The organism is Vibrio sp. SCSIO 43009, from assembly GCF_023716525.1.
Lineage (GTDB): Bacteria > Pseudomonadota > Gammaproteobacteria > Enterobacterales > Vibrionaceae > Vibrio > Vibrio alginolyticus.
The window spans coordinates 770,286-795,481 of record NZ_CP071843.1; the positions used below are offsets into that span (position 1 = coordinate 770,286).

The 25,196-nt window shown below is 44.3% G+C and carries 23 protein-coding genes and 1 pseudogene; 19 read left to right on the forward strand and 5 right to left on the reverse strand.

Features of this window, described 5'->3' with window-relative positions:
* Positions 1-185 precede the first annotated feature (185 nt).
* The 11 genes and pseudogenes from J4N43_RS19065 to nirD all read left to right on the forward strand — a co-directional run bounded on the left by J4N43_RS19065 (position 186) and on the right by nirD (position 13,176).
* Positions 186-2,849 (forward strand): nitrate reductase, encoded by a 2,664-nt coding sequence (locus J4N43_RS19065; RefSeq protein ID WP_158159368.1) that lies wholly within the window; start codon positions 186-188, stop codon positions 2,847-2,849.
* A 20-nt stretch (positions 2,850-2,869) separates the two neighbouring features.
* Positions 2,870-3,775, forward strand: coding sequence for a uroporphyrinogen-III C-methyltransferase (gene cobA, locus J4N43_RS19070; RefSeq protein ID WP_158159367.1), 906 nt, complete (start codon positions 2,870-2,872; stop codon positions 3,773-3,775).
* A complete protein-coding gene (locus J4N43_RS19075; RefSeq protein ID WP_158159366.1) occupies positions 3,772-4,725 on the forward strand; it encodes a glycosyl transferase family protein in 954 nt (317 codons plus the stop codon). Before cobA ends, J4N43_RS19075 begins: the two co-directional genes overlap by 4 nt.
* A gap of 229 nt (positions 4,726-4,954) precedes the next feature.
* Complete coding sequence (locus J4N43_RS19080) at positions 4,955-5,872, forward strand: dienelactone hydrolase family protein (RefSeq protein WP_009704599.1); 918 nt, start codon at positions 4,955-4,957, stop codon at positions 5,870-5,872.
* A gap of 73 nt (positions 5,873-5,945) precedes the next feature.
* Positions 5,946-6,527 carry an ANTAR domain-containing response regulator gene (locus tag J4N43_RS19085; protein ID WP_012842515.1) on the forward strand — a complete coding sequence of 194 codons (582 nt, stop codon included), beginning with the start codon at positions 5,946-5,948 and terminating at the stop codon, positions 6,525-6,527.
* A 153-nt stretch (positions 6,528-6,680) separates the two neighbouring features.
* A complete protein-coding gene (locus J4N43_RS19090) occupies positions 6,681-6,854 on the forward strand; it encodes a hypothetical protein (RefSeq protein ID WP_172677725.1) in 174 nt (57 codons plus the stop codon).
* On the forward strand, positions 6,793-8,157 hold the full coding sequence (locus J4N43_RS19095; RefSeq protein ID WP_053349948.1) for a CmpA/NrtA family ABC transporter substrate-binding protein: 1,365 nt from the start codon (positions 6,793-6,795) through the stop codon (positions 8,155-8,157). Before J4N43_RS19090 ends, J4N43_RS19095 begins: the two co-directional genes overlap by 62 nt.
* Before the next feature lie 338 nt (positions 8,158-8,495).
* The gene (locus tag J4N43_RS19100) at positions 8,496-9,461 is read left to right on the forward strand and encodes an ABC transporter permease (RefSeq protein WP_017818740.1); all 966 of its coding nucleotides are present in this window, start codon (positions 8,496-8,498) and stop codon (positions 9,459-9,461) included.
* Positions 9,462-9,472: 11 nt separating this feature from the next.
* Complete coding sequence (locus J4N43_RS19105; protein ID WP_053053060.1) at positions 9,473-10,309, forward strand: ABC transporter ATP-binding protein; 837 nt, start codon at positions 9,473-9,475, stop codon at positions 10,307-10,309.
* 10 nt (positions 10,310-10,319) lie between these two features.
* Positions 10,320-12,840: pseudogene (gene nirB / locus J4N43_RS19110) on the forward strand (nitrite reductase large subunit NirB).
* Positions 12,841-13,176, forward strand: a complete 336-nt coding sequence (gene nirD, locus J4N43_RS19115) for a nitrite reductase small subunit NirD (protein ID WP_053349946.1) — start codon at positions 12,841-12,843, stop codon at positions 13,174-13,176.
* A 98-nt stretch (positions 13,177-13,274) separates the two neighbouring features.
* Here the strand turns inward: nirD and J4N43_RS19120 are convergent, their stop codons facing one another.
* Positions 13,275-13,679 carry a PPC domain-containing DNA-binding protein gene (locus J4N43_RS19120; protein ID WP_053349945.1) on the reverse strand — a complete coding sequence of 135 codons (405 nt, stop codon included), beginning with the start codon at positions 13,677-13,679 and terminating at the stop codon, positions 13,275-13,277.
* 1 nt (position 13,680) lies between these two features.
* Positions 13,681-14,256: a TetR/AcrR family transcriptional regulator gene (locus J4N43_RS19125; RefSeq protein WP_005375904.1), complete on the reverse strand. Its 576-nt coding sequence runs from the start codon at positions 14,254-14,256 to the stop codon at positions 13,681-13,683.
* A 284-nt stretch (positions 14,257-14,540) separates the two neighbouring features.
* On the opposite strand from J4N43_RS19125, the gene J4N43_RS19130 reads away from it, so the two are divergent.
* The 4 genes from J4N43_RS19130 to J4N43_RS19145 all read left to right on the forward strand — a co-directional run bounded on the left by J4N43_RS19130 (position 14,541) and on the right by J4N43_RS19145 (position 17,337).
* Entirely contained in the window at positions 14,541-15,155 is a 615-nt protein-coding gene (locus J4N43_RS19130; protein ID WP_053349944.1) for a glutathione S-transferase family protein, read from the forward strand.
* Between the two features lie 220 nt (positions 15,156-15,375).
* Positions 15,376-15,636 (forward strand): hypothetical protein, encoded by a 261-nt coding sequence (locus J4N43_RS19135; protein WP_005375908.1) that lies wholly within the window; start codon positions 15,376-15,378, stop codon positions 15,634-15,636.
* A gap of 29 nt (positions 15,637-15,665) precedes the next feature.
* Positions 15,666-16,895 (forward strand): PP2C family protein-serine/threonine phosphatase, encoded by a 1,230-nt coding sequence (locus J4N43_RS19140; protein ID WP_054730367.1) that lies wholly within the window; start codon positions 15,666-15,668, stop codon positions 16,893-16,895.
* A 64-nt stretch (positions 16,896-16,959) separates the two neighbouring features.
* Positions 16,960-17,337: an ATP-binding protein gene (locus J4N43_RS19145; protein ID WP_242013639.1), complete on the forward strand. Its 378-nt coding sequence runs from the start codon at positions 16,960-16,962 to the stop codon at positions 17,335-17,337.
* A gap of 70 nt (positions 17,338-17,407) precedes the next feature.
* On the opposite strand, the gene J4N43_RS19150 is transcribed toward J4N43_RS19145, so the two are convergent.
* From J4N43_RS19150 to J4N43_RS19160, 3 genes are all read right to left on the reverse strand, one after another.
* Positions 17,408-17,599, reverse strand: coding sequence for a hypothetical protein (locus tag J4N43_RS19150; protein ID WP_025767706.1), 192 nt, complete (start codon positions 17,597-17,599; stop codon positions 17,408-17,410).
* A 34-nt stretch (positions 17,600-17,633) separates the two neighbouring features.
* The gene (locus tag J4N43_RS19155; RefSeq protein WP_025767707.1) at positions 17,634-17,969 is read right to left on the reverse strand and encodes an Hpt domain-containing protein; all 336 of its coding nucleotides are present in this window, start codon (positions 17,967-17,969) and stop codon (positions 17,634-17,636) included.
* A 446-nt stretch (positions 17,970-18,415) separates the two neighbouring features.
* Positions 18,416-20,566: a serine/threonine-protein kinase gene (locus tag J4N43_RS19160; RefSeq protein ID WP_199266787.1), complete on the reverse strand. Its 2,151-nt coding sequence runs from the start codon at positions 20,564-20,566 to the stop codon at positions 18,416-18,418.
* A gap of 312 nt (positions 20,567-20,878) precedes the next feature.
* Between J4N43_RS19160 and tagH the strand changes: the two genes are divergently transcribed.
* From tagH to tssL, 4 genes are read left to right on the forward strand one after another with little or no spacing between them, the layout of a single operon-like run.
* A complete protein-coding gene (tagH, locus tag J4N43_RS19165) occupies positions 20,879-22,072 on the forward strand; it encodes a type VI secretion system-associated FHA domain protein TagH (protein WP_005375931.1) in 1,194 nt (397 codons plus the stop codon).
* A gap of 11 nt (positions 22,073-22,083) precedes the next feature.
* Positions 22,084-22,539: a type VI secretion system lipoprotein TssJ gene (gene tssJ, locus J4N43_RS19170; protein WP_017820223.1), complete on the forward strand. Its 456-nt coding sequence runs from the start codon at positions 22,084-22,086 to the stop codon at positions 22,537-22,539.
* Between the two features lie 21 nt (positions 22,540-22,560).
* Complete coding sequence (gene tssK, locus J4N43_RS19175) at positions 22,561-23,886, forward strand: type VI secretion system baseplate subunit TssK (RefSeq protein ID WP_080276943.1); 1,326 nt, start codon at positions 22,561-22,563, stop codon at positions 23,884-23,886.
* Positions 23,887-23,897: 11 nt separating this feature from the next.
* A complete protein-coding gene (gene tssL, locus J4N43_RS19180) occupies positions 23,898-25,190 on the forward strand; it encodes a type VI secretion system protein TssL, long form (protein WP_053307737.1) in 1,293 nt (430 codons plus the stop codon).
* The last annotated feature ends 6 nt before the right edge of the window (positions 25,191-25,196 follow it).

Consider the following 25,196-nt stretch of genomic DNA (forward strand, 5'->3'; position numbering starts at 1 on the left):
ACCTCACTTGCTTTACATAAACGTTCATCGATAACTCGATGCGCCGCTCTTAATAGCAGGCGAGAGCGGTATAGGGTATTACTTTTTGAAAATGTACTAACAGCGTTAAAGGCATTGCTGCCTCTCTCGATTCGGGAGAGGCTTTTTTTTGCTAGTAAGTTGGGCTGAATCGCACTGGAGGTGTTATGTCGCAAGGATGCAAAAAAACCACTTGTCCCTATTGTGGTGTTGGATGTGGTGTCGAGGTCAATGCGAAAGGAATCGTTGGGGATGCGTGTCATCCTGCAAATGCGGGATCACTGTGCGTGAAGGGTGTCGCGCTGGCAGAGAGCTTGAATATGCCTTCGCGCTTGTTGTATCCAAAGCTTGTCACCAAGCAACGACCTCAAGGGCAAGAGGTGCAATGGCAACAAGCCACGGATCTGATTGCTGAAAAGATTCATCAAGCGAAAGCGGAGTTTGGACCGGATTCCATCGCGATGTACGTGTCAGGGCAGTTGTTAACGGAAGACTATTACGTCGCCAACAAACTCATGAAAGGCTATGTTGGCAGCGCAAACATCGATACGAACTCGCGTTTGTGTATGTCTTCGGCGGTTGCGGCTCATGTACGAGCATTTGGTGAAGATGTCGTTCCCGTCAATTACGACGATATTGATAAGACTGAGCTATTGATCATTTGCGGTGCTAATACCGCTTGGACGCACCCTGTTTTATTCCGACGTATTCAACAAGCGAGAGAAAACAATCCTAACCTCAAGCTGGTGGTCATTGACCCGCGTGAAACGGTCACCGCACAGCAAGCGGATTTGCATCTACCGATTAAAAACGATGGTGATGTGTCACTCTTCAATGGGCTGCTCAAGTTTCTTATTGAACAACAATTGATTGATTCTGAATACATAAATTCTTATACCGACGGATTTAATGCACTTAGAGAAGAAGTTTCTGATTTGCGTTACGATGTCACTAATTTGACGTCTTCCATTGGCATTTCAGAAGAAAAACTCACGACATTCTTCCAATGGTTTGCGCAAAGCCCAACCGCAATTACGTTGTTTTGCCAAGGGGTAAACCAAGCCGAAAATGGCGTCGACAAAGGCAATGCAATCATTAATGCACACTTGGCGACGGGTAAAATTGCCAAGTCAGGTTGTGGCCCGTTTTCTATTACAGGTCAGCCCAATGCGATGGGTGGGCGAGAAGTCGGTGGATTGGCAAACCAGTTAGCGGTTCATCGTGCTTTTGACGCAAAGTCTATAAAGCAAGTGCAGGCGTTTTGGGATTCACCAGAAATTGCCACTCAGCCCGGTTTAAAAGCTGTTGAACTGTTTGAGGCGGTAGAACGTGGTGAGATTAAAGTTCTCTGGATCATGGCAACCAATCCTGTTGTCTCTTTGCCAGATAACCAATTGGTAAAACGTGCACTAGAGATTTGTCCGTTTGTGATTGTTTCCGATATCACAGCGGATTCGGATGTAGCGCATTACGCGGACCTATTGCTACCCGCCGCTGGCTGGGGGGAGAAGCAAGGCATGGTGACCAATTCTGAGCGTCGACTTTCAAGGCAGCGCCAGTTTCAAACGCCTCCCGGTGAAGCAAAATCAGATTGGTGGGCGATAAGCCAAGTTGGGCAAGCTCTGTGTGCATTGGAAAAGACACAAAATGGCTTTGCGTTTACTTCTGAGCGGGCGGTATTCAGAGAATATGCCGCGATGACAGGCATGAATGCAGATTCGCCATTGAAGCTAGATCTTTCTCAATACGCCAACTTAACCGAGCAAGAATACGAAGAGTGGGTGCCAACACAATGGGGAGGAGAGCGTCCTTTTGCTGATGGCGTCTATTCGCACCCAGATGGTAAAGCGCGTTTTGTCGTGACCAGTGAATCTCCAACGCGTTTAGAGAGAACAAAAGGCTGGTGGCTCAATACGGGCAGACAACGCGACCAATGGCATACCATGACTCGCACAGGGCATATCGCACACCTTGCCGCCTCTGAGTTAGAACCAACCGTGTACATGAACACACTCTCTGCCACTCAAAATCGCTTAAAAGCAGGACAACTCACCAAGCTGTTTCAGCCTACTTCAAACACCAGTATTTATGCCAAAGTTGCTATCGATGAAGGTTTGGGTTTTCAGGAGCTGTTTATGTCAATGCACTGGGCGGGTAGATATGGCGGTGAAAGCAGTGTTAATGCGATAGTAAACAGCGCAAAAGACCCTATTTCTGGGCAGCCTGCGTTTAAGTCGTCTTATGTTGAAGTGCAAGATGCAGCGGTAAAAACCTACGGTATGTTCATCGGTACACAGTTTGATTCCGGCAAGTTTCTCTACAGCGCATTTCAAGCAGAAAGCAATTTGGGCATTTGGCGCTTTGCACACGATAAGCGACCAAAGAAGCAGAGTTTTTGTCGAACAGAAAAGAGCCGCAGGATTACGATAGATATTGCCCAAGGTTGGCTAGCGGTGGATTACGACCTTGTTGGAGACGTTCGTATCATTCGCTCTGTTTTAGTGGTGTCTAGTGAACCGATTCAAACCGGCTACACCAACTTTACCGGCTTGATTGGCAAACCGATGGAGCTATCGCAACTGCTGACCATCACTCAATCGCAAAGCAGTGCCAAACTGGTTTGTAGTTGTTTCCGTGTCACCGATAAACAAATACATGACGCGATGGAGAAACAAGACTGCACGTCACTGACCCAGCTTCAAAACAAACTCAAATGCGGTACTAACTGTGGCTCGTGTGTTTCTCAAATCAAACAAATGGTCGACAGCCATCAGCATCAAAAGGGCAAACAGCAAGCGAACCAGCAAAGTCTGGCTATTCAAATAAAGTAAGTCATAAAAAGGATAAGCACATGGAAGCGCCTTATCAAAAGTCTTGGTTTAAGAAAGGACAAGCGAGTCAGAATCAAGAACGCTCGTCTCGCTTTTCTAAGCATGACCAAGCAAGCAAACTGAACCAACTTTTAGAAGACCATTCACTAGACCTGGACGCGAACCACAAAGGTTTTGTCTCGATTGTCGGAGCAGGGCCGCACGATCCTGACTTGTTAACGGTAAAGGCTGTAAAAGCGATTATGTCGGCAGAGGTGTTGCTTTACGACCGTTTGGTTAACAAAGATATTTTGGAGTTGTCTTCGCCACAAGCTGATTGGATTTACGTGGGCAAAAGATGCGGACAACCCAGCATTGCTCAGGAAGAAATCTGTGATTTGATGGTGTCGCTCGCTCAGCAAGGAAAGCGAGTTGTACGCTTAAAAGGGGGAGATCCTTTCGTATTTGGCCGTGGAGGCGAAGAAGCATTAGCGCTCGTCAAACACTCAATCGCGTACGAAGTCATTCCCGGCATTACCGCTGCGATTGGATGTTCAGCAAACAGCTTGATTCCGCTGACTCATCGTGGCGTTGCTCGCAGCGTTACCTTTGTGACGGGGCAAGTGGTTACAGGCGTATTTGAAGCGTGGAGCCAACTGATGCAAAGCGGACAAACGTTAGTCTTCTATATGGGGTTAGAAAAGTCATCGCAAATACAAACGGGTTTAATAGGCTCTGGTTTAAGAGCAGATTTCCCAGTCGCGATCATCACTCATGGTTGCAGCCCTCAACAACAAGTGCACGTTACACAACTCAATCAGGTCAATGATTTATCGATTACACTTAAAGGCGTGAGCCCAGCATTGATTGTAATGGGAGAAGTTGTCAAACTGCGCGAACAACTAATAGAAACCGTACAGTCAGTGACGGAATACGAGGGAATATGAGCAGCATTTTGGAATGTATTAGAACAGTCGGTCGTGGCGAACGTGGTAGAAAACCACTGAACTTTGACCAAGCGTTTCGAGTTATGGATGAATACCTAAACGGTGAGTGCGACGACGATCAGGTGGCAATGCTGTTGATGCTGATCCGCGTACAGAACGAGACTCAACAAGAAATCGCTGGCTTTGTGAAAGCATTCCAATCCCGCATGCCAGCCATTGGTGCAGACATTGACTGGCCATGTTATGCAGGCAAACGTGAAGCGGCAGGTCAGCCTTGGCACCTGTTGGCAGCGAAGATCCTCGCCGATAATGGTCATAAGGTGCTGATGCATGGCTACCACGATCGTCAATCTGGTCGTTTACACGCAGAAGATTACCTCGACAAGTTTGCTATCAAGAAAGCGGAATCAGCAGAAGAAGCAAAGCGTGTCTTAGAAACGCAAAACATCGTGTATCTGCCGCTGAGTGCGTTTGCTCGTCAAGCAGAAACCATGATCGGTTGGAAGAATCGTTATGGGCTTAGAACGCCGATTAATACCGTGGTTCGTGCATTGAATCCGGGGCAGGCGACGGTTGGTATTCGTGGTAGCTTTCATCCCGGGTTTCAACAACTTCATGCTGAAGTCGAATTCGAGATTGGCAAAACCGCTCATGCCGTTGTGTCATTCAAAGGACAATCGGGTGAGTCCGAATACAACCCGAAAGTAAGCCAAACCGTATGGTTAAGCCAAACAAGCGGCGTGACATCGCACTACTGGACGGAGCAAATGCTGTCTGAGGTGCCAATGCCTGCGAACTGCCCGTTTGGGACGTCAGAAGATGACATGAACCAAATGGCGAATACGGTTCTCGCTACGATGACAGTGGTCTTGTTTGCACAAATGCACGACAGGGAAAAAGCATTCGAACGCGCCTTCTCCTACTGGCAAGCCTATTGTGGCCAGCAATAACGCACTATTGTCAATTAATGTAAAACCAACGACGCAAAGTTGTTGAATCTGAATCCATTATCTATTGTTTGAAGAAGGTAAAAGATCCTAGCTCGCCAATGATGTGTTTCACCACCTTGCTCCGTATCAGAGTGGTGAAACCGCAGTTTTAGCCTCAATCGCGTTCGTTTCTCGCTGCGCTTTTGAGAATGAGAAAATCCCATATGGTAAGACACAGAGGACATGGATAATGGTTCTAAAGCATACCACTCCTAGTGAAAAGGCTTCTCACCCGATCCCGCAAGAAGCCTTCGATTGGTACGACGAATACGCCCACGGAAAAATCTCGCGCCGTGAGTTTCTTAATAGGCTGGGTGGTCTTGCTGTGCTTGGCTTTAGCATGACAGCACTGGTCGACGCGCTAACCCCTAATTACGCACTCGCAGAACAAGTTTCATTTAACGATCCTGACATCAAGGCAACGTACGAAACCTTTCCATCTCCAAATGGACATGGAGAAGGGCGTGGTTATTTGGTGATGCCACAGAAGAAGACCTTAAAATCGCCGACTGTGTTGGTGATTCATGAAAATCGAGGTCTAAACCCATACATCAAAGATGTCGCAAGACGACTTGCAAAAGATGGCTTTATTGCTTTCGCTCCAGACGCACTTTATCCACTCGGCGGCTATCCGGGGAACGACGATGAAGGTCGCGCCATGCAGAAAGAGATGGACAGAGCCAAGATCGAACAAGACTTTATTGCAGCCGCTAACTTCCTCAAACAATACGAGGGTGGCAACGGTAAATTGGGCGCGGTTGGATTCTGCTTCGGTGGATACATTGTCAATATGCTTGCAGCGGTAATGCCTGAAGAGCTCGATGCAGGTGTGCCTTTTTATGGAACACCAGCTGCGCAAGAGATCCAAAAGCAAGTCAAAGGGCCGTTGATGATTCACTTTGCAGGGCTCGATAAGCGTGTTAACGACACATGGCCTGCTTATGAGCAGCAATTGATCGCAACCGACGCACAGTATCAAGCGTTAATGTATGAGAACGTCAACCACGGCTTCCATAACGACTCAACAGCACGCTACGCACCGGAAGAAGCAGCACTCGCTTGGGAGCGCACACTCGGCTTCTTCAAAGAACATCTCGCCTCTAGTTAAAAGGCTTCTACTTTAGTTGGCACATTCCTTGTTATGTCTCTCTTAGTGAGTGAGATATAAACAAGGAATGTGCATGACTCAATCAACGTCAAAAACACCCATCATAGTATGCTGTGATAGCCTCCAAGAGCAGGCTCGATTGTCCGGTTTATTGAGCAAAGATTACGACAACATCATCGGCTGCCAATTGGCACAGCTAGAAACGCTTATGCAGCGAGAACCGTCAGCAAGCGTTGTGGTTGGATGGCAGCAACCAACCGCAGAACTGCGTTTGATCGTCGATTTCTGCCGCAGAAAATCGGCACCACTTCTTATCGTCTTAAAGCAGTTATCATCTAATGATATCAATCGGTTATCAGAAAAAATGGACTATGTGCTCATGCCGCACGATAGTGAGTTTGCGCTTCAGCCTTGGATTGAACATGCGACACTAGTGAGAGCGAAATTCGAAAGTATGCAATCGGAAATTGAATCGCTGACCCATAAGATTGAAGAGCGCAAGCTGGTGGAAAAAGCCAAAGGTCTGCTGATGAAGATGCACAGCGTTGATGAAGAACAGGCTTATAAAGCACTTAGAAATTCAGCCATGCAATCGAGCCAAACGCTCGCACAAGTTGCCAAGAATTTGATAACTACTTTGGAAGTGTTGGATTAGTCGCTCTACCACTTTGGGGTTAGGGTGCATTTTCTAACGTGGTGCGTGTTGCACTATCAGCAAGCAATAACAGGGAATAAGAAACGGTGGAATAAACTAATTCATTGTATTTACTGTGAAAAATAAGTTGGCACAGTAATTGGATTACTAGGTATGGGTTTATTGTTGAATCGCTTATCTCAATTATCAACGGCGGTAATTGTAGACTTAGCAACGGCGCTACTGCTCTTCGGAGTAGTGGCGCTTTTTTTATGGGAGCAAACCAATGAAATGGAGTTCGATGCTGAAAGTGTCAGCAATTTCGTTATCGGTATTCACCACGGTTAGCGTAAAGGCAGAGTTGGGTGAGCCAGAAATTGAAGACCTGAAGTTTGGTTTTATTAAGTTAACCGATATGGCACCGCTGGCGGTTGCTTATGAGAAAGGCTTTTTTGAAGACGAAGGCTTGTACGTCACTTTAGAAGCTCAAGCAAACTGGAAGGTGCTTCTAGACCGAGTCATCGACGGTGAACTTGCCGGTGCGCACATGCTTGCTGGTCAGCCATTGGGCGCAACGATTGGTGTTGGCACAAAAGCAGAAGTGATTACTGCGTTCAGTATGGATTTGAACGGCAACGCAATCACGGTTTCCAATGATACTTGGGAGCAGATGAAGCAATACATTCCAAAACAACCAGATGGCAAACCTGTTCACCCAATCAAAGCGGATGCACTGAAGCCTGTGGTCGACAGCTATCTGGATAAAGGCAAACCGTTCAACATGGGTATGGTGTTCCCTGTATCGACGCACAACTATGAATTGCGATACTGGCTAGCGGCAGGTGGGATTCACCCAGGTTTTTACGCGCCAGACTCAGGCGATAACAGTGGTCAGTTGGATGCTGACGTTCTTTTGAGTGTTACACCGCCACCACAAATGCCAGCAACAATGGAAGCGGGCACGATCAAAGGGTACTGCGTTGGCGAACCATGGAACCAACAAGCTGTGTTTAAAGGCATTGGTACGCCAGTTGTGACCGATTACGAGATCTGGAAGAACAACCCAGAGAAAGTGTTTGGTGTTTCCAAAGCTTGGGCTGAGAAGTATCCAAACACGCACATTCGCGTAGTGAAAGCCTTGATTCGAGCGGCACATTGGTTGGATGAAAACGACAATGCCAACCGCCAAGACGCAGTGAAGATGCTATCAAAAAGCGAATACGTTGGAGCCGATGCTGAAGTTATCGCCAACTCAATGACCGGCACATTTGAATACGAGAAAGGCGACAAACGAGACGTGCCAGACTTCAACGTGTTCTTCCGTCATAACGCCACTTATCCGTATTACAGCGATGCGATTTGGTACCTGACCCAAATGCGCCGTTGGGGACAAATCTCAAGCGAGAAATCCGATGATTGGTACATGGATGTCGCAAAAGAGGTTTACCGTCCGGACATTTACCAACAAGCGGCTCAAGCACTGATTGAAGATGGTGTGTTGAGCAAAAAAGACTTCCCAGATTTCAGTGCTGAAGATGGTTTCCGTGCGCCACAAACACACTTTATCGACAACATCGTTTATGACGGTCGTGAGCCAAATAAATATCTAGAGAAGTTCTCTATCGGGCTTAAAGGAAAAGACAAAGTTTAACCATAACAGTATACCCAAGTAACCCCAAGAGGCGAGGTTCAGCGAGGATGTATTTGCTTGAAGACGAGGCAACGAGTTGAAAATCTAGTGGTTCTAAATTGAAAGTCGTTAACGAAGTATACAAGCAAAAACAACTCGCCCTGTGGGAGCGTGTCACTGACACAACTTCATCGTTAAACAATTTGGAAAGAAAAGGTTCTTCCACGGCATTGTTTGCCTTGAATTTGAATCAGTGACAACGCTCTGAATCCGCCCCTTTGAGGTCACTTGGGTATAGATGCCACAGGCGAGGGGGATTCGCTTGTGGCAACAAGGATGTAAATTTCTTAGGAGTGAGTATGTCTAGTAATGTCATTTCCCTTTTTCCTGCTAAGCAGGTAGTGAACCGAAGTAGGTTGGTGCTTTTGCCCGTCATTGGTTTGCTGATCTTCTTGGCAATGTGGCACTTAGCGGCGAGAGAAGTGCAAACTTCATTAGGTACGCTACCGGGACCAGTGCAAACTTTTCAGCAGTTTAGCAACCTTGTCGATGACCATTGGCAAGAGCGAGAAAAGGAACAAGCGTTTATCGAGCGTCAGGAAAAGCGCAATGCTGCAAAGTTAGCCGAAAATCCAGACGCCGAAGTAAAGATTCGTCCTTACACTGGTAAACCGACGTTCTTCGACCAAATCATAACAAGCTTAGTGACTGTGACTGCAGGCTTTCTGTTGGCGACGGTTATTGCGATTCCGCTTGGCATCGTGCTTGGTCTTAATCAAGGGCTGTATCAAGCGTTCAACCCAATCATTCAATTGCTCAAGCCCGTATCACCTTTGGCTTGGCTGCCTATCGTCACTATGGTTGTAAGTGCCACTTATGTGAGTGATGACCCGATGTTTGCTAAGTCGTTCATTAACTCTCTGATCACAGTGGCGCTGTGTAGCTTATGGCCGACGCTGATTAATACCGCCGTGGGTGTAACGAGCGTTGATAAAGACTTAATCAACGTGAGTAAAGTGCTTCAACTTTCGTGGTGGCAGCATATACGCACCATCGTTTTACCTTCTGCCATTCCAATGATCTTCACTGGTTTACGTCTCTCTTTAGGTATCGCTTGGATGGTATTGATTGCGGCAGAAATGCTCGCGCAGAACCCAGGGTTAGGCAAATTTGTTTGGGATGAGTTCCAGAACGGCAGTTCAGCGTCATTGGGGCGCATCATGGTGGCTGTCATCACCATTGGTTTTATCGGTTTGATGCTCGATAGAGGCATGTTGCAACTTCAAAAGTGGCTGTCTTGGAATAAACAACAAGCGTTGAGATAAGGGAAAAGATCATGGAAAAAGCATTATTAGATCTAACGCGTTTAGGGATGCGATTCCCAACGCCAGATGGCGAGTTCATCGCGCTTAAGAACGTCGATTTACAAATCAATAAAGGCGAGTTTGTATCCCTAATTGGTCACTCTGGCTGTGGTAAATCAACGGTATTGAACTTAGTCGCAGGGCTGCACATGCCAACAGACGGCGGCGTAATAGTCGATGGGCGAGAAGTAGCTGGACCGGGACCTGACCGCGCAGTGGTGTTCCAAAACCATTCATTGTTACCTTGGCTCACCGTATATCAAAACGTTGAGCTAGCTGTAAAACAAATTGCCGGCAAAAAGGGCAAAGCGTGGATTCAGGAGCAAGTGAATCACTATTTGGAGTTGATTCAAATGCAGCATGCTGCGCACAAAAAGCCGGATGAAATCTCGGGCGGTATGAAGCAGCGAGTCGGCATCGCGAGAGCACTGGCACTTCAACCAAAGGTTCTGCTGATGGATGAGCCATTTGGTGCGTTGGATGCGTTAACACGTGCGCATTTGCAGGATGCACTGATGAAGATTCAAGCCGAGCTAAACAACACTGTCATCATGATTACCCACGACGTGGATGAAGCCGTGCTGCTATCCGACAAAATCGTGATGATGACTAACGGACCGGCAGCAACCATTGGTGAAGTGTTAGAAGTGAATCTACCTCGCCCTCGTGAGCGTGTCGCACTGGCGGATGATGCGCAGTATCAGAAGTGTCGACAAGCGGTGCTGAAGTTTCTTTACGAGAAGCAATCCAAAGTCGAGATTCCTGTTTCGAAAGAAGACAAACCCAAAACCGCAGCGCAAACGGCATAAGGAGGCAGCGATGAACAGTCCTTTAACGATTCCAGTAAAGAACGCATTGAGCCACATCGTTGTGGTAGGCAACGGTATGGTCGGGCAACACCTTGTCGAGCAATTAGTGCAGAAAAACGCGCATTTGGAGCACCGAATTACCGTGATTGGTGCAGAGCGTTTTATCGCGTATGACCGTGTACAGTTGTCCTCTTTGTTTGCGGGTAAGTCTCATAATGATTTGATGCTGAGTAACCAAGAATGGTACGACATGCATGGCATCCAACTCGTACTTGGCAGCCAAGTAACAGGTATCGACAGAGAGCAAAAGCGCATTCTGCTTGATGGTGAAGATGTGCTGGGTTACGACCAACTTGTGCTCGCTACTGGTTCGTACCCATTTGTGCCGCCAATTGAAGGTAAAGACCGCGACAACGTGTTTGTCTACCGCACGCTTGATGATCTTTCACAAATCAAAAAGGCATGTGAAGGTGCAAGAACAGGCGCAGTGATTGGCGGCGGCTTGTTGGGTTTAGAAGCGGCAAACGCACTCAAACTGTTGGGGCTTGAAACTCACGTCATTGAGTTTGCACCTCGCCTGATGCCCGTACAGTTAGATGATGGTGCTGGCTTAGTGCTAAAAGAGAAGATTGAGGCGCTAGGGCTAACCGTTCACACCTCAACGGGTACGGAACGAATCTGCGATGGTGAAACGGCTAAGCATCGCATGGTGTTTAAAGACAAAGATCCTCTCGAAGTGGATGTGATTGTCTTTTTCCGCAGGGATTCGCCCTCAAGATGAGCTGGCAAAAATGGCTGAGCTAGAAGTAGGCGAGCGAGGCGGTATAGTGATTAACAACCAATGCCAAACCAGCGATGAGAACATTTATGCGATTGGCGAATGTGCCCTTTGGGAGCAGAAGATATTTGGTTTAGTCGCCCCCGGTTACACCATGGCGAGAACCACTGCCGATGTCTTGACTGGAATGCCGAGCGAAGGTTTTAAAGGTGCAGACATGAGCACCAAGCTCAAGCTACTTGGGGTGGATGTGGCGTCTATCGGCGATGCACAAATGCAAACCGAAGGCGCACAGGAAATGGTGTTGCAAGATGCGGTTGCAGGCATCTACAAAAAGCTGGTGGTTGATGCGAGCGGCACCCAACTGCTTGGTGCGATTCTCGTTGGTGACAACAGTGACTACGATGCGCTCTTACAGTGTTATTTGAACAAAACGGTTCTACCAGACCACGCCGCGAACCTGTTGTTTGATACCGGAATGCTTGATGGAGAGATGCCAGACAGCGCCATCATCTGTTCTTGTCACAACGTCACAAAAGGCGACTTAGTTGCCGAGATTCAAGCTGGCACCACCAACCTTACGGACCTTAAAGCGAACACCAAAGCCGGTACTGGCTGTGGTGGCTGTAGCAATATGGTGAAGTCGGTATTGGATACTCAACTGGCAGCCATGGGGGTAGAGGTTAACAACCACCTTTGTGAGCACTTTGAGTTAAGTCGCCAAGAGATGTTCCATATTTGCCAAGTGGAACAAATCAAAGACTTCGACACCTTAATTGCACTGCATGGCAAAGGGCATGGGTGTGATATCTGTAAGCCGACAGCGGCATCTGTTTTTGCTTCTTTGTGGAATGAACACATCATGGAGCCGCAGCATCAATCTCTGCAAGACTCTAATGATGCCTTTATGGCGAACCTACAAAAAGATGGCTCTTACTCGATTGTGCCTCGTGTTCCGGGTGGCGAAATCACACCAGACAAACTCATCGTGCTAGGCGAAGTCGCTCAGCAATACGATCTATACACCAAAATCACTGGCGGTCAACGCGTGGATTTATTTGGCGCGCAGTTAGAACAGCTTCCTGAAATCTGGCAAACCTTGATTGATGCTGGTTTTGAAACAGGGCACGCCTACGGCAAGTCGGTGCGCACCGTGAAATCTTGTGTGGGTTCTACTTGGTGTCGCTATGGTGTTGATGACTCGGTCGGATTAGCGATTGAGTTAGAGAACCGCTACAAAGGATTGCGAGCGCCCCATAAGCTTAAGTTTGCCGTATCGGGATGTACTCGCGAGTGTGCAGAAGCGCAAAGTAAAGACATTGGGGTGATCGCCACTGAAAACGGCTGGAATCTATATGTGTGTGGTAATGGCGGCATGAGACCAAGACACGCTGATTTGTTTGCATCCGACTTATCCAAACCAGAGTTGATCATCATGATTGACCGAGTTTTGATGTTCTACGTCAGCACCGCTGATCGCTTGCAGCGCACGTCTGTGTGGATGGAGAACATGGAAGGGGGCCTAGATTACCTTAAACAAGTGATTTTGGATGACTCTCTGAATCTATGTGATTCTTTGGATGAACAAATGGCACGAGTCGTAGATACCTATCAATGTGAGTGGAAGAGTACGTTAGATAATCCTCAAAAATTGCAACGCTTCCGTCCTTTCTTGAACAGCACGTCGGGCAGCAAAGTCTTGCCGTACCAACGTGTGCGCGGTCAGCGTATTCCATTGAAACAGGAGGTGTAAATGGCAGCTTTAACCAAAGTGAAATTGTGTCAGCTTGATGACCTAATGCCGTTCATCGGTGCCACGGTGTTGATTGAAGGCGAGCATGTCGCGTTGTTCTACATTCCTGATAGCGGTGTTTACGCCGTTCAAGATTGGGATCCAATTGGTAAGGCTTATGTGATGAGTCGAGGGATTGTCGGTGATATTGATGGTGAGATGTGTGTTGCATCACCACTGTATAAACAGCACTTCAGTTTAAAGAGCGGGCAGTGTTTAGAAGACGATGCGCACTGTCTAAAAACGTGGCAAGTAATGGTCGACGATAATCAGGTTTGTTATTTAGTCGAAGAGTGATCTCCGAAGTTAGCTTGCTCGATATGAGTGAATTCTTCGCGTGAGAGACATGCGAATAAAGCTCCAGAGACACCACAGTATGGTTCTGGAGCTTTTTACTATTTGGAAGGATTCACTTGTAGTTCGGTATAGCCAGTCGAGTCGTCCATCGCTCTAGTGAACTCAAGTTCTGAGTAAGAATGGATGATCAATTCTGCGGTAGTATCAATCACTGTGCCTTCCAGCAAATGCCCACCGCAAACTAGTCCATCACGATCAGACACCGAGATATGAACGTGCTGATGCTCAGGCGTTAGTGTTCCCATCACAGAGACGATTTCAAATGGCTCTTGTTTGGTTAACGTACTCTCTGCACCAGCCAAACGAAGGTTGAGGTTAGAGATACAGCCAACGCATGAGGCAATCGAGCCTGCTTTGATACCATGCTGCTCGACCAATTTCGCTAGGCTCAGCTTTAAGTCCATGCCTTTGGTAAGACGTACTGCTATCACTTCAATCGACATGTCACTTCCTAATCAAAACCAGCAAGCAGGAAAGCGCGGTATCCAAGTCGGCATAACGTTTGGCTTTGCCAAGTACGCGCATACCTTGCATGTTGTTGAGAACAAAACGAGCGAGCTCTTCTGGTTTCAGCGTTTTCGGCACTAAGGTTTCTTTTTGCGCATTGGTCAGCGCATCCGCAATGATGTCGATAAGATGGTCAAACAAAAAATGCCCTTTACGCAGTACGTCATCGTCTTCACCAGCGTGCTCAATCAACGCATTTTGGATAAAACACCCACAGTTGCGTTTGCGTTGCAGTTCAGCAAAAGATTTAAGGAACGATTCCAACTCAGGTAAAGACGCATCGTCTTTTTCCAAATCATTCAGTGACGGTAGCGAGACCTTTTTTAAGTAAGTATCGAGCGCTTCGTAGTAGAGCTGTTGCTTGTCACCATAGGTGTTGTAAAGACTGAAGCGGTTGATGTTCAACTCGTCGGTGAGATCCGAGATAGACGTGTTCGCAAAGCCCTTGCGCCAAAACACATCCATAGCCACGAGAAGCTTTTCATCTCGGTCGAAGTTGGCTTTTCTTGCCATAAATTACCTGCCTGGGTCTGCTTATCGGGTAATTAAATTGCTTTGGAGGGATGGTACAGAGAACCTCTAGCGCTCGAACTGAACCAATATGATGAATACCCATCTATCCTTGGGTATCAGCCTCCAAATTCATGTGAACTCACAAACGGCATCAAAAATCTCGCTCAGCAAACAGACCCACAACTGTTTGAAAATTTTTGATAGTGAAGTTCTTGACTGATCGTTTATAAACTGGCTACAGTATATCCTAACCAATCGGTTAGAAAAAGATAAAAGGATGTGAAATGAAGCTCTATGAAACCGCAATGACTCCAAGTTGTAAGCGAGTTAGCATTTTTCTAAAGGAAATCGGTGGCGAGGTTGAGCGAATTGCGCTGAACGTTCGTGAGGGCGATAACCTATCTGAACCGTTTAAATCGAAAAGCGTGAACGGCAAAGTGCCTTTGCTCGAACTGGATGATGGTACGACGATCTGTGAAAGTGTGGCGATTTGTCGCTACCTAGATGAAGCGTTTGAAAATGATCTGGCGCTGTTTGGTGCTAACCAGCTCGAACGTGCTCAGGTGGAAATGTGGCATCGTGTGGTGGAGTTCCAAGGACTAAATGCGGCATTTCAGGCGTTTCGAAACATGACCGGAGTTTATGGAGACAGAGAACGTTGCGTTGAAGCATGGGGCGAAGAATCAAAACAACGCGTCTACGAATTTCTGCCTGTCTTAGACAAGCGCCTTGAACATAATGATTTTATCGCCGTAGACCATTTTACTATCGTCGATATAACAGGCTTTATTTTGATCAGTTTCGCAATTAAAGGCCTAGAAATTGATGTGCTATCGACGTCGCCAAGCATTGCTCGATGGTATAACCAAATTTTAGCTAGACCTGCATTTCAGAGTTAATGTATTGCAGCGAGTGGATGATAGCTCGCTGCTACCACCTTACAGGTTCTTAACTCAGCAGGATATTCAAATTTTTTCAGATTTTTCTTATTTTTTCTCCTATCGCCTATAATTGGAAAAACAACCTCAATTTGCTTCGTTGCGTTTTAGAGCCTCGAGCTCTTGGTCCGTAGACGCTCTCTTTCATCATGGAAAGTCTAATAATAGACAAGGAGAGGTCATGAATATTCAAGTGAAAACTATCAATAATATTCTAATAGCCCTGTTAATGGTTTCGGTTTTTGGTCTATTCGCACTGTACCTCAATTACACACAGCAGAATGAACAGATTGAAAGGCTGCAAAGTCAGTTAATCGAAAAAGAGCATCAGATACTAATTTCTAATGAAGCGTTGTCTTACACTCGATATCAACACCAATTATTAGCCGAAGACTACAGCCGTTTTAGAAATGAGCAGTCAGTGACTAGTGTTTTGCGTTAGCCAGTATAGCAACCACTTTAAGGAGGCAGATGAAACCCATTCTTTTGGTCGATGACAGTAAAACAGTACTGCTTTACATCAGCAGTGCATTGGAAAAGCAAGGCTATGAAGTGCTTGCTGTTGAAGACGGACGAGCGGCGCTCGAAGTGCTAACCCACCGCCCTGATATTCAGTTTGTGCTGAGTGATTTAATGATGCCTGGAATTAATGGTATTGAATTGTGTCGCCAATTAAAATCTAAAGTTAGCGAACGTTACATTTTCTTTGTTCTACTGTCTTCTAGAAATGACCAAAGTTCGATCGTGAAAGGCATTGATGCTGGCGCAGATGATTTCGTAGATAAGAAGACGTCTGTAGAGGAACTTCAGGCCAGAATCCGTGCGGGGTTTCGTACTTTAGAACTGCACAACAAACTCGTTGAGAGAAATAAAGAGCTAGATGCGGCCTATCAAACAATCCACCAAGACCTACAGTCTGCGAGTCATCTGATGGAGCAACTACTCCCTTCTGAATCAACTATCCAAAATATACAGTTTAGTTATGTCTACAAACCATGCTCCCAGATTGGTGGTGATATGTTGGGGTATTTGGAGCTCGATGAACAACATGTTGCGTTTTATGTATTTGATGTTTCTGGTCATGGTATTTCTTCAGCTTTGATGGCTTTTTCTATTCAACAGACGCTATCTCAAAGTCAGGGGCCTGATTCGATCACGATGGAGTTGAGAGATGACGGCTATTGCGTAAGTGAGCCTGCATCTGTGATTGAACGGCTAAATCGGCGTTATCAGCAAACTAGAAACAGTCAACTTTACTTTACTATGGCTTACGCCATTCTTAACACAAAATCAGGGCAACTTAGCTATTGCACGGCTGGCCACCCCAGGATCTTAGTTTGGCGAGCGAGTACGAAAACGATGGAACAGATAGGTGACGATAACTTTATCGTTGGTGCAATGCAGCCGATGGAATATAGCGGTAACCAAATTAGTCTAGATGAGGGCGATGCATTGTGGCTTTATTCGGATGGTTTGATTGAAGCGAGGCAGGGTGAGGAGATGTTTTCACTACAACGATTGGCATCGAGTATAAAAGCTGTTTGCACGCTGCCAGTTGAAGATCAAGTGGGAGACGTCTTTAAAAAAGTACAATCTTGGCACAACGAAGATGAGTTTGATGATGATGCCAGCCTTTTACAGGTAAAATGGCATGGTGAGAGGCTCGATTTTAAGGAAAAGAATGTCAAAGAGCGAATTTAAACGAACTTACGGGAGCTCCCTTACTCACTCACGAAGTGCGAGCAAAGACGTTGTTCGGTTTTTGATGGGTCATCAAATCCCCTTAAATGCAATTCAATCATTGGAGCTTTGTGTCGTTGAGCTCATGAATAACGCTTATATTCATTCTTACAGTGAAATAGAAGGCCTGCCAATTGAAGTGGAGTGTAGGGTTGGGGATGACCAAGTGTCCGGTTTCGTGGAACTGAGAGTCTCTGATTGCGGAGCGCCGATCAATGAAAAGACGTTCATCCAACATAAAAATAAACAGATTGAGGCACCTAACTTAATGGATGACGATAGTTGGTCCTCCTCTGGTCGCGGACTGATGTTAGTCGCTCAATTATCTGACCTGTTTAAATTGGAAAAAGGTTTCGAAAACAATACGTTTGTTGTAGTGAAAAGGAATAGGGAGAGAAACTAACAACCAAGCAAAGTCGATTTGCTTCACTTGGTCCCTAGCGTTAATCTGACGGTTGCGTTGTATATCATTGTTATTTTGTATTCGTTGTTGGTGCCGGTGATAGTAACGCCTCCAACTCTTCTGGTGTTAGAATATCACTGATGTTTAACATATTACTTTCATCATCTAGCGCCATCTTTGTACGGCTAAGTAAGTACCTTTTTTGAGTTGGTGTTAGGTCTTTGAGAGACTCAATCAACTCCCTGAAATTGCTATTATTCATTGCCATATTTCCCCCAGTTAAGCCTTGAATTTCTTTATTGCATATTCTTCAAGTAAGCGAAGATTTGTTGATTAATTGCAGCTAGTTCTTTAGTAACTATAGCTATATCTGAGCTATCTGGCGCTGTATCGTTTCTGGTTTTTTCTTCTATTCTTTGAAACGCAATGACCGCGGTGTCTTCTCCGAAACTCTCTAGAATGCCTTTTAAACTATGAGCTAATAGATAGAGTTCTGACCAACATCTGCTTGCATATAGCTCATCTATACGCTCTATATCATTCGTGTGATCTTCAAGGTATGTAGAAAAAACAGTGACGATCAGATCTACGTCGTTATCCATGTATGTATTGAGAACATCAAAATTAATCATGTATACCCCTATTAAACGTTGAGGTAGAGGAATGTTTCGGATAATGAAGGCTTAGCCGAAGGTATGAATGGCATAACCAGTATTTGAGCAGAAATAGTTTGCTTGTCGCTTGAGATAAACTTACAAAAAGAAAGTCATTGTTAAAGATATTTTGACTTATATCCAAACGGCAATGGTCGAAATGTAGGGATGAAAAAACTTCAACTCGTGTGTTTTTAACACAAGTAGCAAAGGGGACGTTTCCAAGTAAAACGGCGAGTCGGTAAGTGTCTTGCAGTCCTAGTTTAAGGCTATCGTTACATACGGACGCCAGACGTTCGCCAACTTTGACTATTCCTTCAGTCAAGGCTAACTCTCCTCATTAAGTACAAGTATAAATTAGCAATCTAGTTGCATATTGGCAAGTAATCTGCGGCAAAAAAGGGACTCGCGTCCCTTTTGTATTACTAGCTTTGCTTAGAGTCCTGTTCTATTTGCTTCATAAGCTCGTTGGCTTTCTTCATAGCGCGTCTTGCGCTTGAAGTCCTTCTCTTATTAAGTAATATATCGGAGAAGCGTAAGTATTTATCAGCAGTTTTGAATCTTAAATCGTTAACATCCTGAAAACCAATAGGAAAGTTTTTCGAGAACAGATCCATATCCTTCACCAAGTTATCGAGATGAGTTGTCGTCCTTGCCTTTTCTAGGCGAGAATAAAAGTTTTCAAACTCTTCTTGGAACAGGATTCTAGCGGCATCTTCTGGAAACGGTAGAGGGCTGTTGGAATCTAGCGCTGTCTCATATAATTTCATTTCCAGCACTGCATCTTTCATCGCATTACTTATCTGTAAGTTCTCTTGATGCTCTTCTACGTTTGAAAAGAAGGTGTTCCCAACCTTAATAAGAGCAACAAGTGCAGCTGCGTCTTTCTTTTTGAGTGCTTCAGTGAGGTGCTGACCGAAAACATCGCTAGATAACGAACTTGGCGTGAAAGGATAACCTTGATGAATCTGATTTAACTCATCCTTGAGCTCATAGATGGATTTACTGCCGTCTTCTTTACTGTACCGAGACTTTTCAAGTTGACTGTTGATTTGCCTTGCTATCGAAAGTAACGTGGAGTGCTTGCTTGACTGAATATCTAAGGCAAGAACTTCTATTTTATGTGAGTCAGGGTAGTAGGTTTTTGCTTTATCAAGTATGGACTCAATTTCATCATAATTCGGGTAGTTGTTGGCATCAGAATTCAAAACCTGATCAATTTCAGATTCAAACTCGCTGAGAATATAGGTCTTGTGTAAGCGTAATAAGCCAGCCTTAACGACTGGATGTAAGCTTTTTTCACTATCAATCAGTGCCAAACTTTTTTCTGCTGGCGTATCAAGCTGCCACTCTTGTCCGGCAATTTGATCATTTTTCTTGCTAATAACGGTTTCCAAAGTGGCGATGGTTTCTTGTTGCTGCTGATAACCAAATACAATGCCGCTAACTAATAATATACTCGCTGCCGCGCCGCTAGCAATAGGCCAATAGCGCATATTCAATTTGCGTTTCAACTGCTCAGGGGTCAGCTCGTACGGAATGATGCCAGTTGAAAATACGCTTGAAAATATTGGCCACTTAGATGCAGGCATGTTAGTTGGTTTAGAGACCTTGATCTTCTTTTTGAGAGCTTCATTAACTGGAGTTCTTGCGTAAGGGTGTTTGCAACTCAATAACTCGTAAGCAATACAAAATAGAGCAAACATATCGTCGCTTAAGTTCGGTTCCTTACCGGATAACAGGTTGAGTGATGCATAGTTGGGAGTATAACCAAGCGTTTCAACATTTTCGGATTTACGTTTAGCCGCATATTGATCCTGCTTTAATTGATGAGTTTTAGATACACCAAAATCAAGCAGCTTAACGTCACCCTCAGACGTTAAAATCACATTAGCGGGCTTTAGGTCGGCGTGCACTACACCAAGAGAGTGAGCATATGAGAGTGCATCGAGTACCTGATTTAGGATTGATAAAGTTGCATTAAACTTCAGCCCATGGGGCCTAGAACGCTGTATTAAACTCTCTAATGTTTCTCCGTTAATATACTCCATAACTAAAAAGTATATTTCGCCATCAACACCAAAATCAAAAACCCTAATGATATTAGGGTGGCTTAACCTTTGAGTTTGTTGAGCTTCACGTATTAACATGCGTGCAGTCTCTGGTTGAGAAGCAAACTCTTTCTGTAATATTTTTAACGCAACGTAGGGTGTTTCTGAACCTGAAGATTCAAGAATCTTATCTTTAGCTAAGTAAACATCGCAAAGCCCACCATGCCCAATAACCGACTCAATTTCATACCGATTTTTAACGGTCGTTCCTATTAAGCTTTCGTTAATAACATCTTTGTTATTATTTAATGAGTCATCTTTATTGTTTTTTTTCTTATTAACTAACGGAGTGTTTTCTTTTTGAGACAGTTTTGTATTTGTTTCATTTTTATTTTTAACGGAGGTTTCATTATTAGTGAGTTTGGTTGATTTAATTGCATTGTCTCGTTTTTGAGTCTTTACAATTTTAGTTTTATCTCCGCTTTCTTCGTTATTTATAGAATTGTTTTTATTACTGTCTTCCATCACAAGAACTCCGTATAAATGATGGGGGAATATATACCTTTCTGCTCAATGAAAAGTCATTATGTTAGAATTTCTCGGCCAAACTAACATTCGTTTTTTTATTGATGAAAGTCTAAGTGTCAAAAATTTGAACTTGGTTGGATAATTAAAATTGTTGAACAATACGTGATTGCTTTGATAAAAAAATGATTCATTATTCCGTGCATGATTTTCAATGGCAGTATTAAGATTTTTATTAATCTTACTGTTAATAAGAAAGCAGTTAATAATAAAATTAAAAATAATATCTAGCAGGTCTTTGGCGAGGTTTACATGAAGTTGGTTTTAACCATAACAAGTTTTCACAAATTTACTCCAGAGATTGAGAGTGAGTTCGTGTTTGAATCAAGTGATGAACATGCCAAGGTTACATTTGGTAGGTCTGAACAATGTGATTGGACACTACCAGATCCTGAAAGAGTGGTATCCGGAACCCACGGAGAACTGATTAAGTTTGGTGACAAATACTTGATAAAAGACCTCTCAACTAATGGTACTTTTGTAAATAATGCTGTAACTCCTGTGGGTCAAGGAAATGAAATAGCACTAAGCGATGACGATATGGTTAGCTTAGGGGATTATCAAATTTCAGTTTCTATTCAAACAGATACAGATGTATTCAGTCTTGAGACAAGTAAAAGTCTTTCTAGCGCACCCCCTGAAGTAGTCTCAAGTCCATCGGAAGCAGAATTTGTTGACCTAGGCCTTAGTGCTAGTGAACTCTTAAACGAAAGTGTTCCTTCTGACTTTCAGCTAGATATTGGTTTAGTCGATGATTTTATTGATATCCCAAAGCCCGAAAAACAGAGCACCGTATCTGAAACTTTACCGAAAGTTAACCGACAATCAGAACACCTATCGACTCCCAACTTTGATACCAATGGGGGTGAACTTGCGGCTTTTGTTAGAGGGGTGGGTATAGATCCAATGATGATTCCCAGCGATAACCGAGAGGAATGGTTCGAACAACTGGGGGAGTCATTTTCTTTGATGCTAGTTGGTTTAATGGAAACACTGCATAACAGAGCAGTGTTTAAACAAACAAATCGACTTAGTCATACCGCATTTCGTAAGTCAGAAAATAACCCTTTAAAGTTTTCTGCAAACTTAGAAGATGCGATTCATAACTTATATAACCGTCAAACCGCTAGCTTCTTAAAGCCAAATGCAGCCATTAAAGAAGCATTTAATGACATCGAAAGTCATGAGCAAGCCTTAATGAAAGGTGTTGAAGGTACGGTTTCGAGTGTTATGTCACTTGTTGAACCTACTTCTATATACTCAGATGCTTTAGCGAAAGACACGGTTATTAATAAGGTTATTCCAGCTAGAAAATATGCTCAAAGTTGGAAGAGGTTTGAGGATATTCATGAAAAGTTATCCGATGATATTATCAATAAAGAGTCTCCGTTCTATTTAGAAGACTTCGCTAAGCACTATGAATTAGCATTAAAAAACAAAGGCTAGGAATTAGGGTGATGAAAAAGTTTTACCAATATATTTTGTTATTAATTTCAATGGCTTTATTTGGGTGCTCAGCAGCGAACCTAGTTGTTGATCCATACTCAGATTTAGAAATAGCAGCAAGTCATAACATTAATCCTGATTCAAACGGCAGGCCTTCTCCTGTAGTGGTGTATGTATTTGAATTAACGTCAAATACCATTTTCGAAAGCCAGGACTTTTTTTCTATTTATGAAGAAAGTGAAAAAGTCTTAGGACCTGATTTAGTGAATAAATATGAAGTTTCATTAACTCCAGGTCAGAAAGAAACATATCAAGCAAGTATGTCTCCAAAGACAGAATATTTAGGCATTGTCGTCGCGTTTCGAGATATTGAAAACTCAAATTGGCGACAAGTCATTAAAGTGGATAAGACCGGTTACAACACATATCAAGTATTGTTAGAAGATCTGTCTTTGGTCGTTAAATAACGTTTAGTTGGCTAATTATAAATGACGCAATACTCCAAGACGGCTTGGTGCGAAGGAATGTTTTTACGTCCCCAGCACTTCCAACAACAAGAACGCGCAACCTCTCAAGAATTCAAGGGCTTACATCAGTTAGGTGGGGCTTACAATTGGGGAGTTTGGAAATGTCGAGTAAAAAAACACGCGCTAAAAGATGGTCTTATTGAACTTGAGCATCTTGAAGCTGTTTTGCCAGATATGACGTTGGTTAATACGTTAATATCCAACGATTCAGTTTCGCCTCTACTTATTGATAAAAACACTGAAAATACGTTAGTAAAAATAACTCTCCCTCTTTCAAGTGTTACAGGTAAAAACGTTTCGGATGTAAGCGAATCGATCGTCTCTCGTTATGTACTTCAAGATATCGACGTGATAGATAACCTTACAGGACAAGATGAGGAAACCATCCAAGTTGCAGCCCTTAACCTAGAGTTGAAAGCGAGTAATGACAAATTAGCGGGTTATGTGGAGTTACCTATCTTAAGGATCAAAGAGGTAACTCCTGAAGGGGAAGTTATACTAGACGATGAGTACGTTCCTCCGCTTATCAATCTCCTTAGCGACAAAGTTATGTCAGCCTATCTACGTAACGTTATCGCGATGACAAAGATGCGTGCTGACGTTATTGCGCAGCGCTTGATTAAGGGTAAATCTGCATCGGCATCTGCTGTTGATTTCATTATGCTCCAAATGCTGAACCGATATGAGGCTAAGTTAAAGCATTTCAGTGAGTTAGATAGGTTACATCCACTGGAATTAGCGACGACACTTAAAGGTTACATTGGTGAGTTAGCCACTTTTTCTAATAAAACTAAAAGAGTCCCAAGTTTGCTTGCGTATGATCACTTAGATGTATCAAGTGTCTATAGCGAGTTGAATCAGATACTCAGTCAGTACCTCAGTGTTGTTCTTGACCAAACTGCGACCAAACTTCCGTTGGAGCCTCGCCAGTACGGTATTCAAGTGACGCCACTTCCAGATAAACGCTTGCTTGAGTCATGCCAATTTGTGCTAGCAATTAAAGCAGATACCACAACAGATGAAATAAGACGCCTGGTCCCAGCGCAACTCAAGTTTGGCCCCGCAGAACAGATTCGCGATCTAATTAATAATCAGATCAACGGTATAAACGTAGTGCCGTTGAGTGTCGTCCCGAGACAGATTCCTTACCAAACGGGCTATGTCTATTTCGAAGTTGTCAAGAAAGGGCCATTTTGGATGAGGCTAAAAGATAGTGGCGGTATTGCGCTTCACCTATCAGGGCATTTTCCGAATGCTGAACTTGAGCTTTGGAGTATTAATCAATAGGCGCGCTCAGTATGGAACAAACGATCGTAAAACCAACACCGGGTGGAAGAGCACCCGCATCGAAACCACAATCAGAAAAGTCACTGGATAATACCGTAGTTATCTCAAAAAGCCCTGAATTGGTGAACAATGATTCAGTGGTCGCTTATGGGAATAACTCTCTACTAGCAGAGGCGAATGGCCTGTTATCTATTATCGGTCAAATTCGGTCGACAGCGACTCATTCCGATCCGTTGTTTCTAAAAGAGACATTGGCACAAAAGCTTAGAGATTATGAGAACCGATTACGTCAGCATGACGTTGATTTGGATACCATTGATACAGCTCGTTATTGTTTATGCTGTTCACTAGATGAAGTTGTCCTTAACACCAATTGGGGTGGGCATTCATTCTGGAGTCACGATTCATTACTCAGCTCCTTCTATGCTAGCAGTCAAGGTGGGGAAGCGTTCTTTAAGCATCTTGATAAGTGCATGGCGAAACCAGATGCGAACTTAGATTTGCTTGAACTAATGTATGTGTGCTTATCTCTCGGGTTTCTGGGTCAATACCGTTTAGAAAAAAATGGACTGGAATCGCACCGGAAATTGAGAAGACAGGTTATTGCTACTCTTAAGTCTTATGGGAGAGGAGTCCCTCAGGAGCTAAGTAATAGTATCGACCAACACATTTTGAATGGCTCAAAGGCTTCTGATAGAGCCCCTCTTTGGGTTGTATGTTCTGTAACGGCGGCATTATTGGTCTGCATATATATGTATTTTAGCTATGAGCTAAATAAGGCATCCAATCGCACCTTTTCTCAATTAGTCAATTTGATTCAACCGCAACAACTTAACCAAGATGCAACGTCAGAATCAAAATCAGCGCCAATTGCAGAAAAGATTTCAATGTATCTAGCAACTGAGATCGGTAAGGGGCTAATCAATGTTGAGCCGCTGCAAGACAGGGTAAGAATTTCGTTAAAGTCTCAAGATCTATTTGAATCAGGTAGTGCTGATGTTGTCGCTTACATCCAACCCGTTATTTCTAAGCTTGCGAGAACATTGGAGTCGACCCAAGGCAAGATCATTGTTACTGGTCACACCGACGATAGGCCTATTTTCACGAGTAAATATCCCTCGAACTGGCACCTATCATTAGCTCGAGCCACTGCTATGTCTGAACAACTGATCTCGAATAGTGCATTAGAAGGGCGAGTGATACCCGAGGGATTGGGGGATGCAAGACCATTAGTTGAAAACAGTAGTGATGAAAACCGAGCTATTAACCGCCGGATTGAAATCGACCTTCTTGTCGCGAATTAATAATAG

Coding starts and splice junctions, on each gene's coding strand:
- J4N43_RS19065 (WP_158159368.1), top strand. CDS start 186: ATGTCGCAAGGATGCAAAAAAACCACTTGTCCCTATTGTGGTGTTGGA.
- cobA (WP_158159367.1), top strand. CDS start 2,870: ATGGAAGCGCCTTATCAAAAGTCTTGGTTTAAGAAAGGACAAGCGAGT.
- J4N43_RS19075 (WP_158159366.1), top strand. CDS start 3,772: ATGAGCAGCATTTTGGAATGTATTAGAACAGTCGGTCGTGGCGAACGT.
- J4N43_RS19080 (WP_009704599.1), top strand. CDS start 4,955: ATGGTTCTAAAGCATACCACTCCTAGTGAAAAGGCTTCTCACCCGATC.
- J4N43_RS19085 (WP_012842515.1), top strand. CDS start 5,946: ATGACTCAATCAACGTCAAAAACACCCATCATAGTATGCTGTGATAGC.
- J4N43_RS19090 (WP_172677725.1), top strand. CDS start 6,681: ATGGGTTTATTGTTGAATCGCTTATCTCAATTATCAACGGCGGTAATT.
- J4N43_RS19095 (WP_053349948.1), top strand. CDS start 6,793: ATGAAATGGAGTTCGATGCTGAAAGTGTCAGCAATTTCGTTATCGGTA.
- J4N43_RS19100 (WP_017818740.1), top strand. CDS start 8,496: ATGTCTAGTAATGTCATTTCCCTTTTTCCTGCTAAGCAGGTAGTGAAC.
- J4N43_RS19105 (WP_053053060.1), top strand. CDS start 9,473: ATGGAAAAAGCATTATTAGATCTAACGCGTTTAGGGATGCGATTCCCA.
- nirD (WP_053349946.1), top strand. CDS start 12,841: ATGGCAGCTTTAACCAAAGTGAAATTGTGTCAGCTTGATGACCTAATG.
- J4N43_RS19120 (WP_053349945.1), bottom strand. CDS start 13,679: ATGTCGATTGAAGTGATAGCAGTACGTCTTACCAAAGGCATGGACTTA.
- J4N43_RS19125 (WP_005375904.1), bottom strand. CDS start 14,256: ATGGCAAGAAAAGCCAACTTCGACCGAGATGAAAAGCTTCTCGTGGCT.
- J4N43_RS19130 (WP_053349944.1), top strand. CDS start 14,541: ATGAAGCTCTATGAAACCGCAATGACTCCAAGTTGTAAGCGAGTTAGC.
- J4N43_RS19135 (WP_005375908.1), top strand. CDS start 15,376: ATGAATATTCAAGTGAAAACTATCAATAATATTCTAATAGCCCTGTTA.
- J4N43_RS19140 (WP_054730367.1), top strand. CDS start 15,666: ATGAAACCCATTCTTTTGGTCGATGACAGTAAAACAGTACTGCTTTAC.
- J4N43_RS19145 (WP_242013639.1), top strand. CDS start 16,960: ATGGGTCATCAAATCCCCTTAAATGCAATTCAATCATTGGAGCTTTGT.
- J4N43_RS19150 (WP_025767706.1), bottom strand. CDS start 17,599: ATGAATAATAGCAATTTCAGGGAGTTGATTGAGTCTCTCAAAGACCTA.
- J4N43_RS19155 (WP_025767707.1), bottom strand. CDS start 17,969: ATGATTAATTTTGATGTTCTCAATACATACATGGATAACGACGTAGAT.
- J4N43_RS19160 (WP_199266787.1), bottom strand. CDS start 20,566: ATGGAAGACAGTAATAAAAACAATTCTATAAATAACGAAGAAAGCGGA.
- tagH (WP_005375931.1), top strand. CDS start 20,879: ATGAAGTTGGTTTTAACCATAACAAGTTTTCACAAATTTACTCCAGAG.
- tssJ (WP_017820223.1), top strand. CDS start 22,084: ATGAAAAAGTTTTACCAATATATTTTGTTATTAATTTCAATGGCTTTA.
- tssK (WP_080276943.1), top strand. CDS start 22,561: ATGACGCAATACTCCAAGACGGCTTGGTGCGAAGGAATGTTTTTACGT.
- tssL (WP_053307737.1), top strand. CDS start 23,898: ATGGAACAAACGATCGTAAAACCAACACCGGGTGGAAGAGCACCCGCA.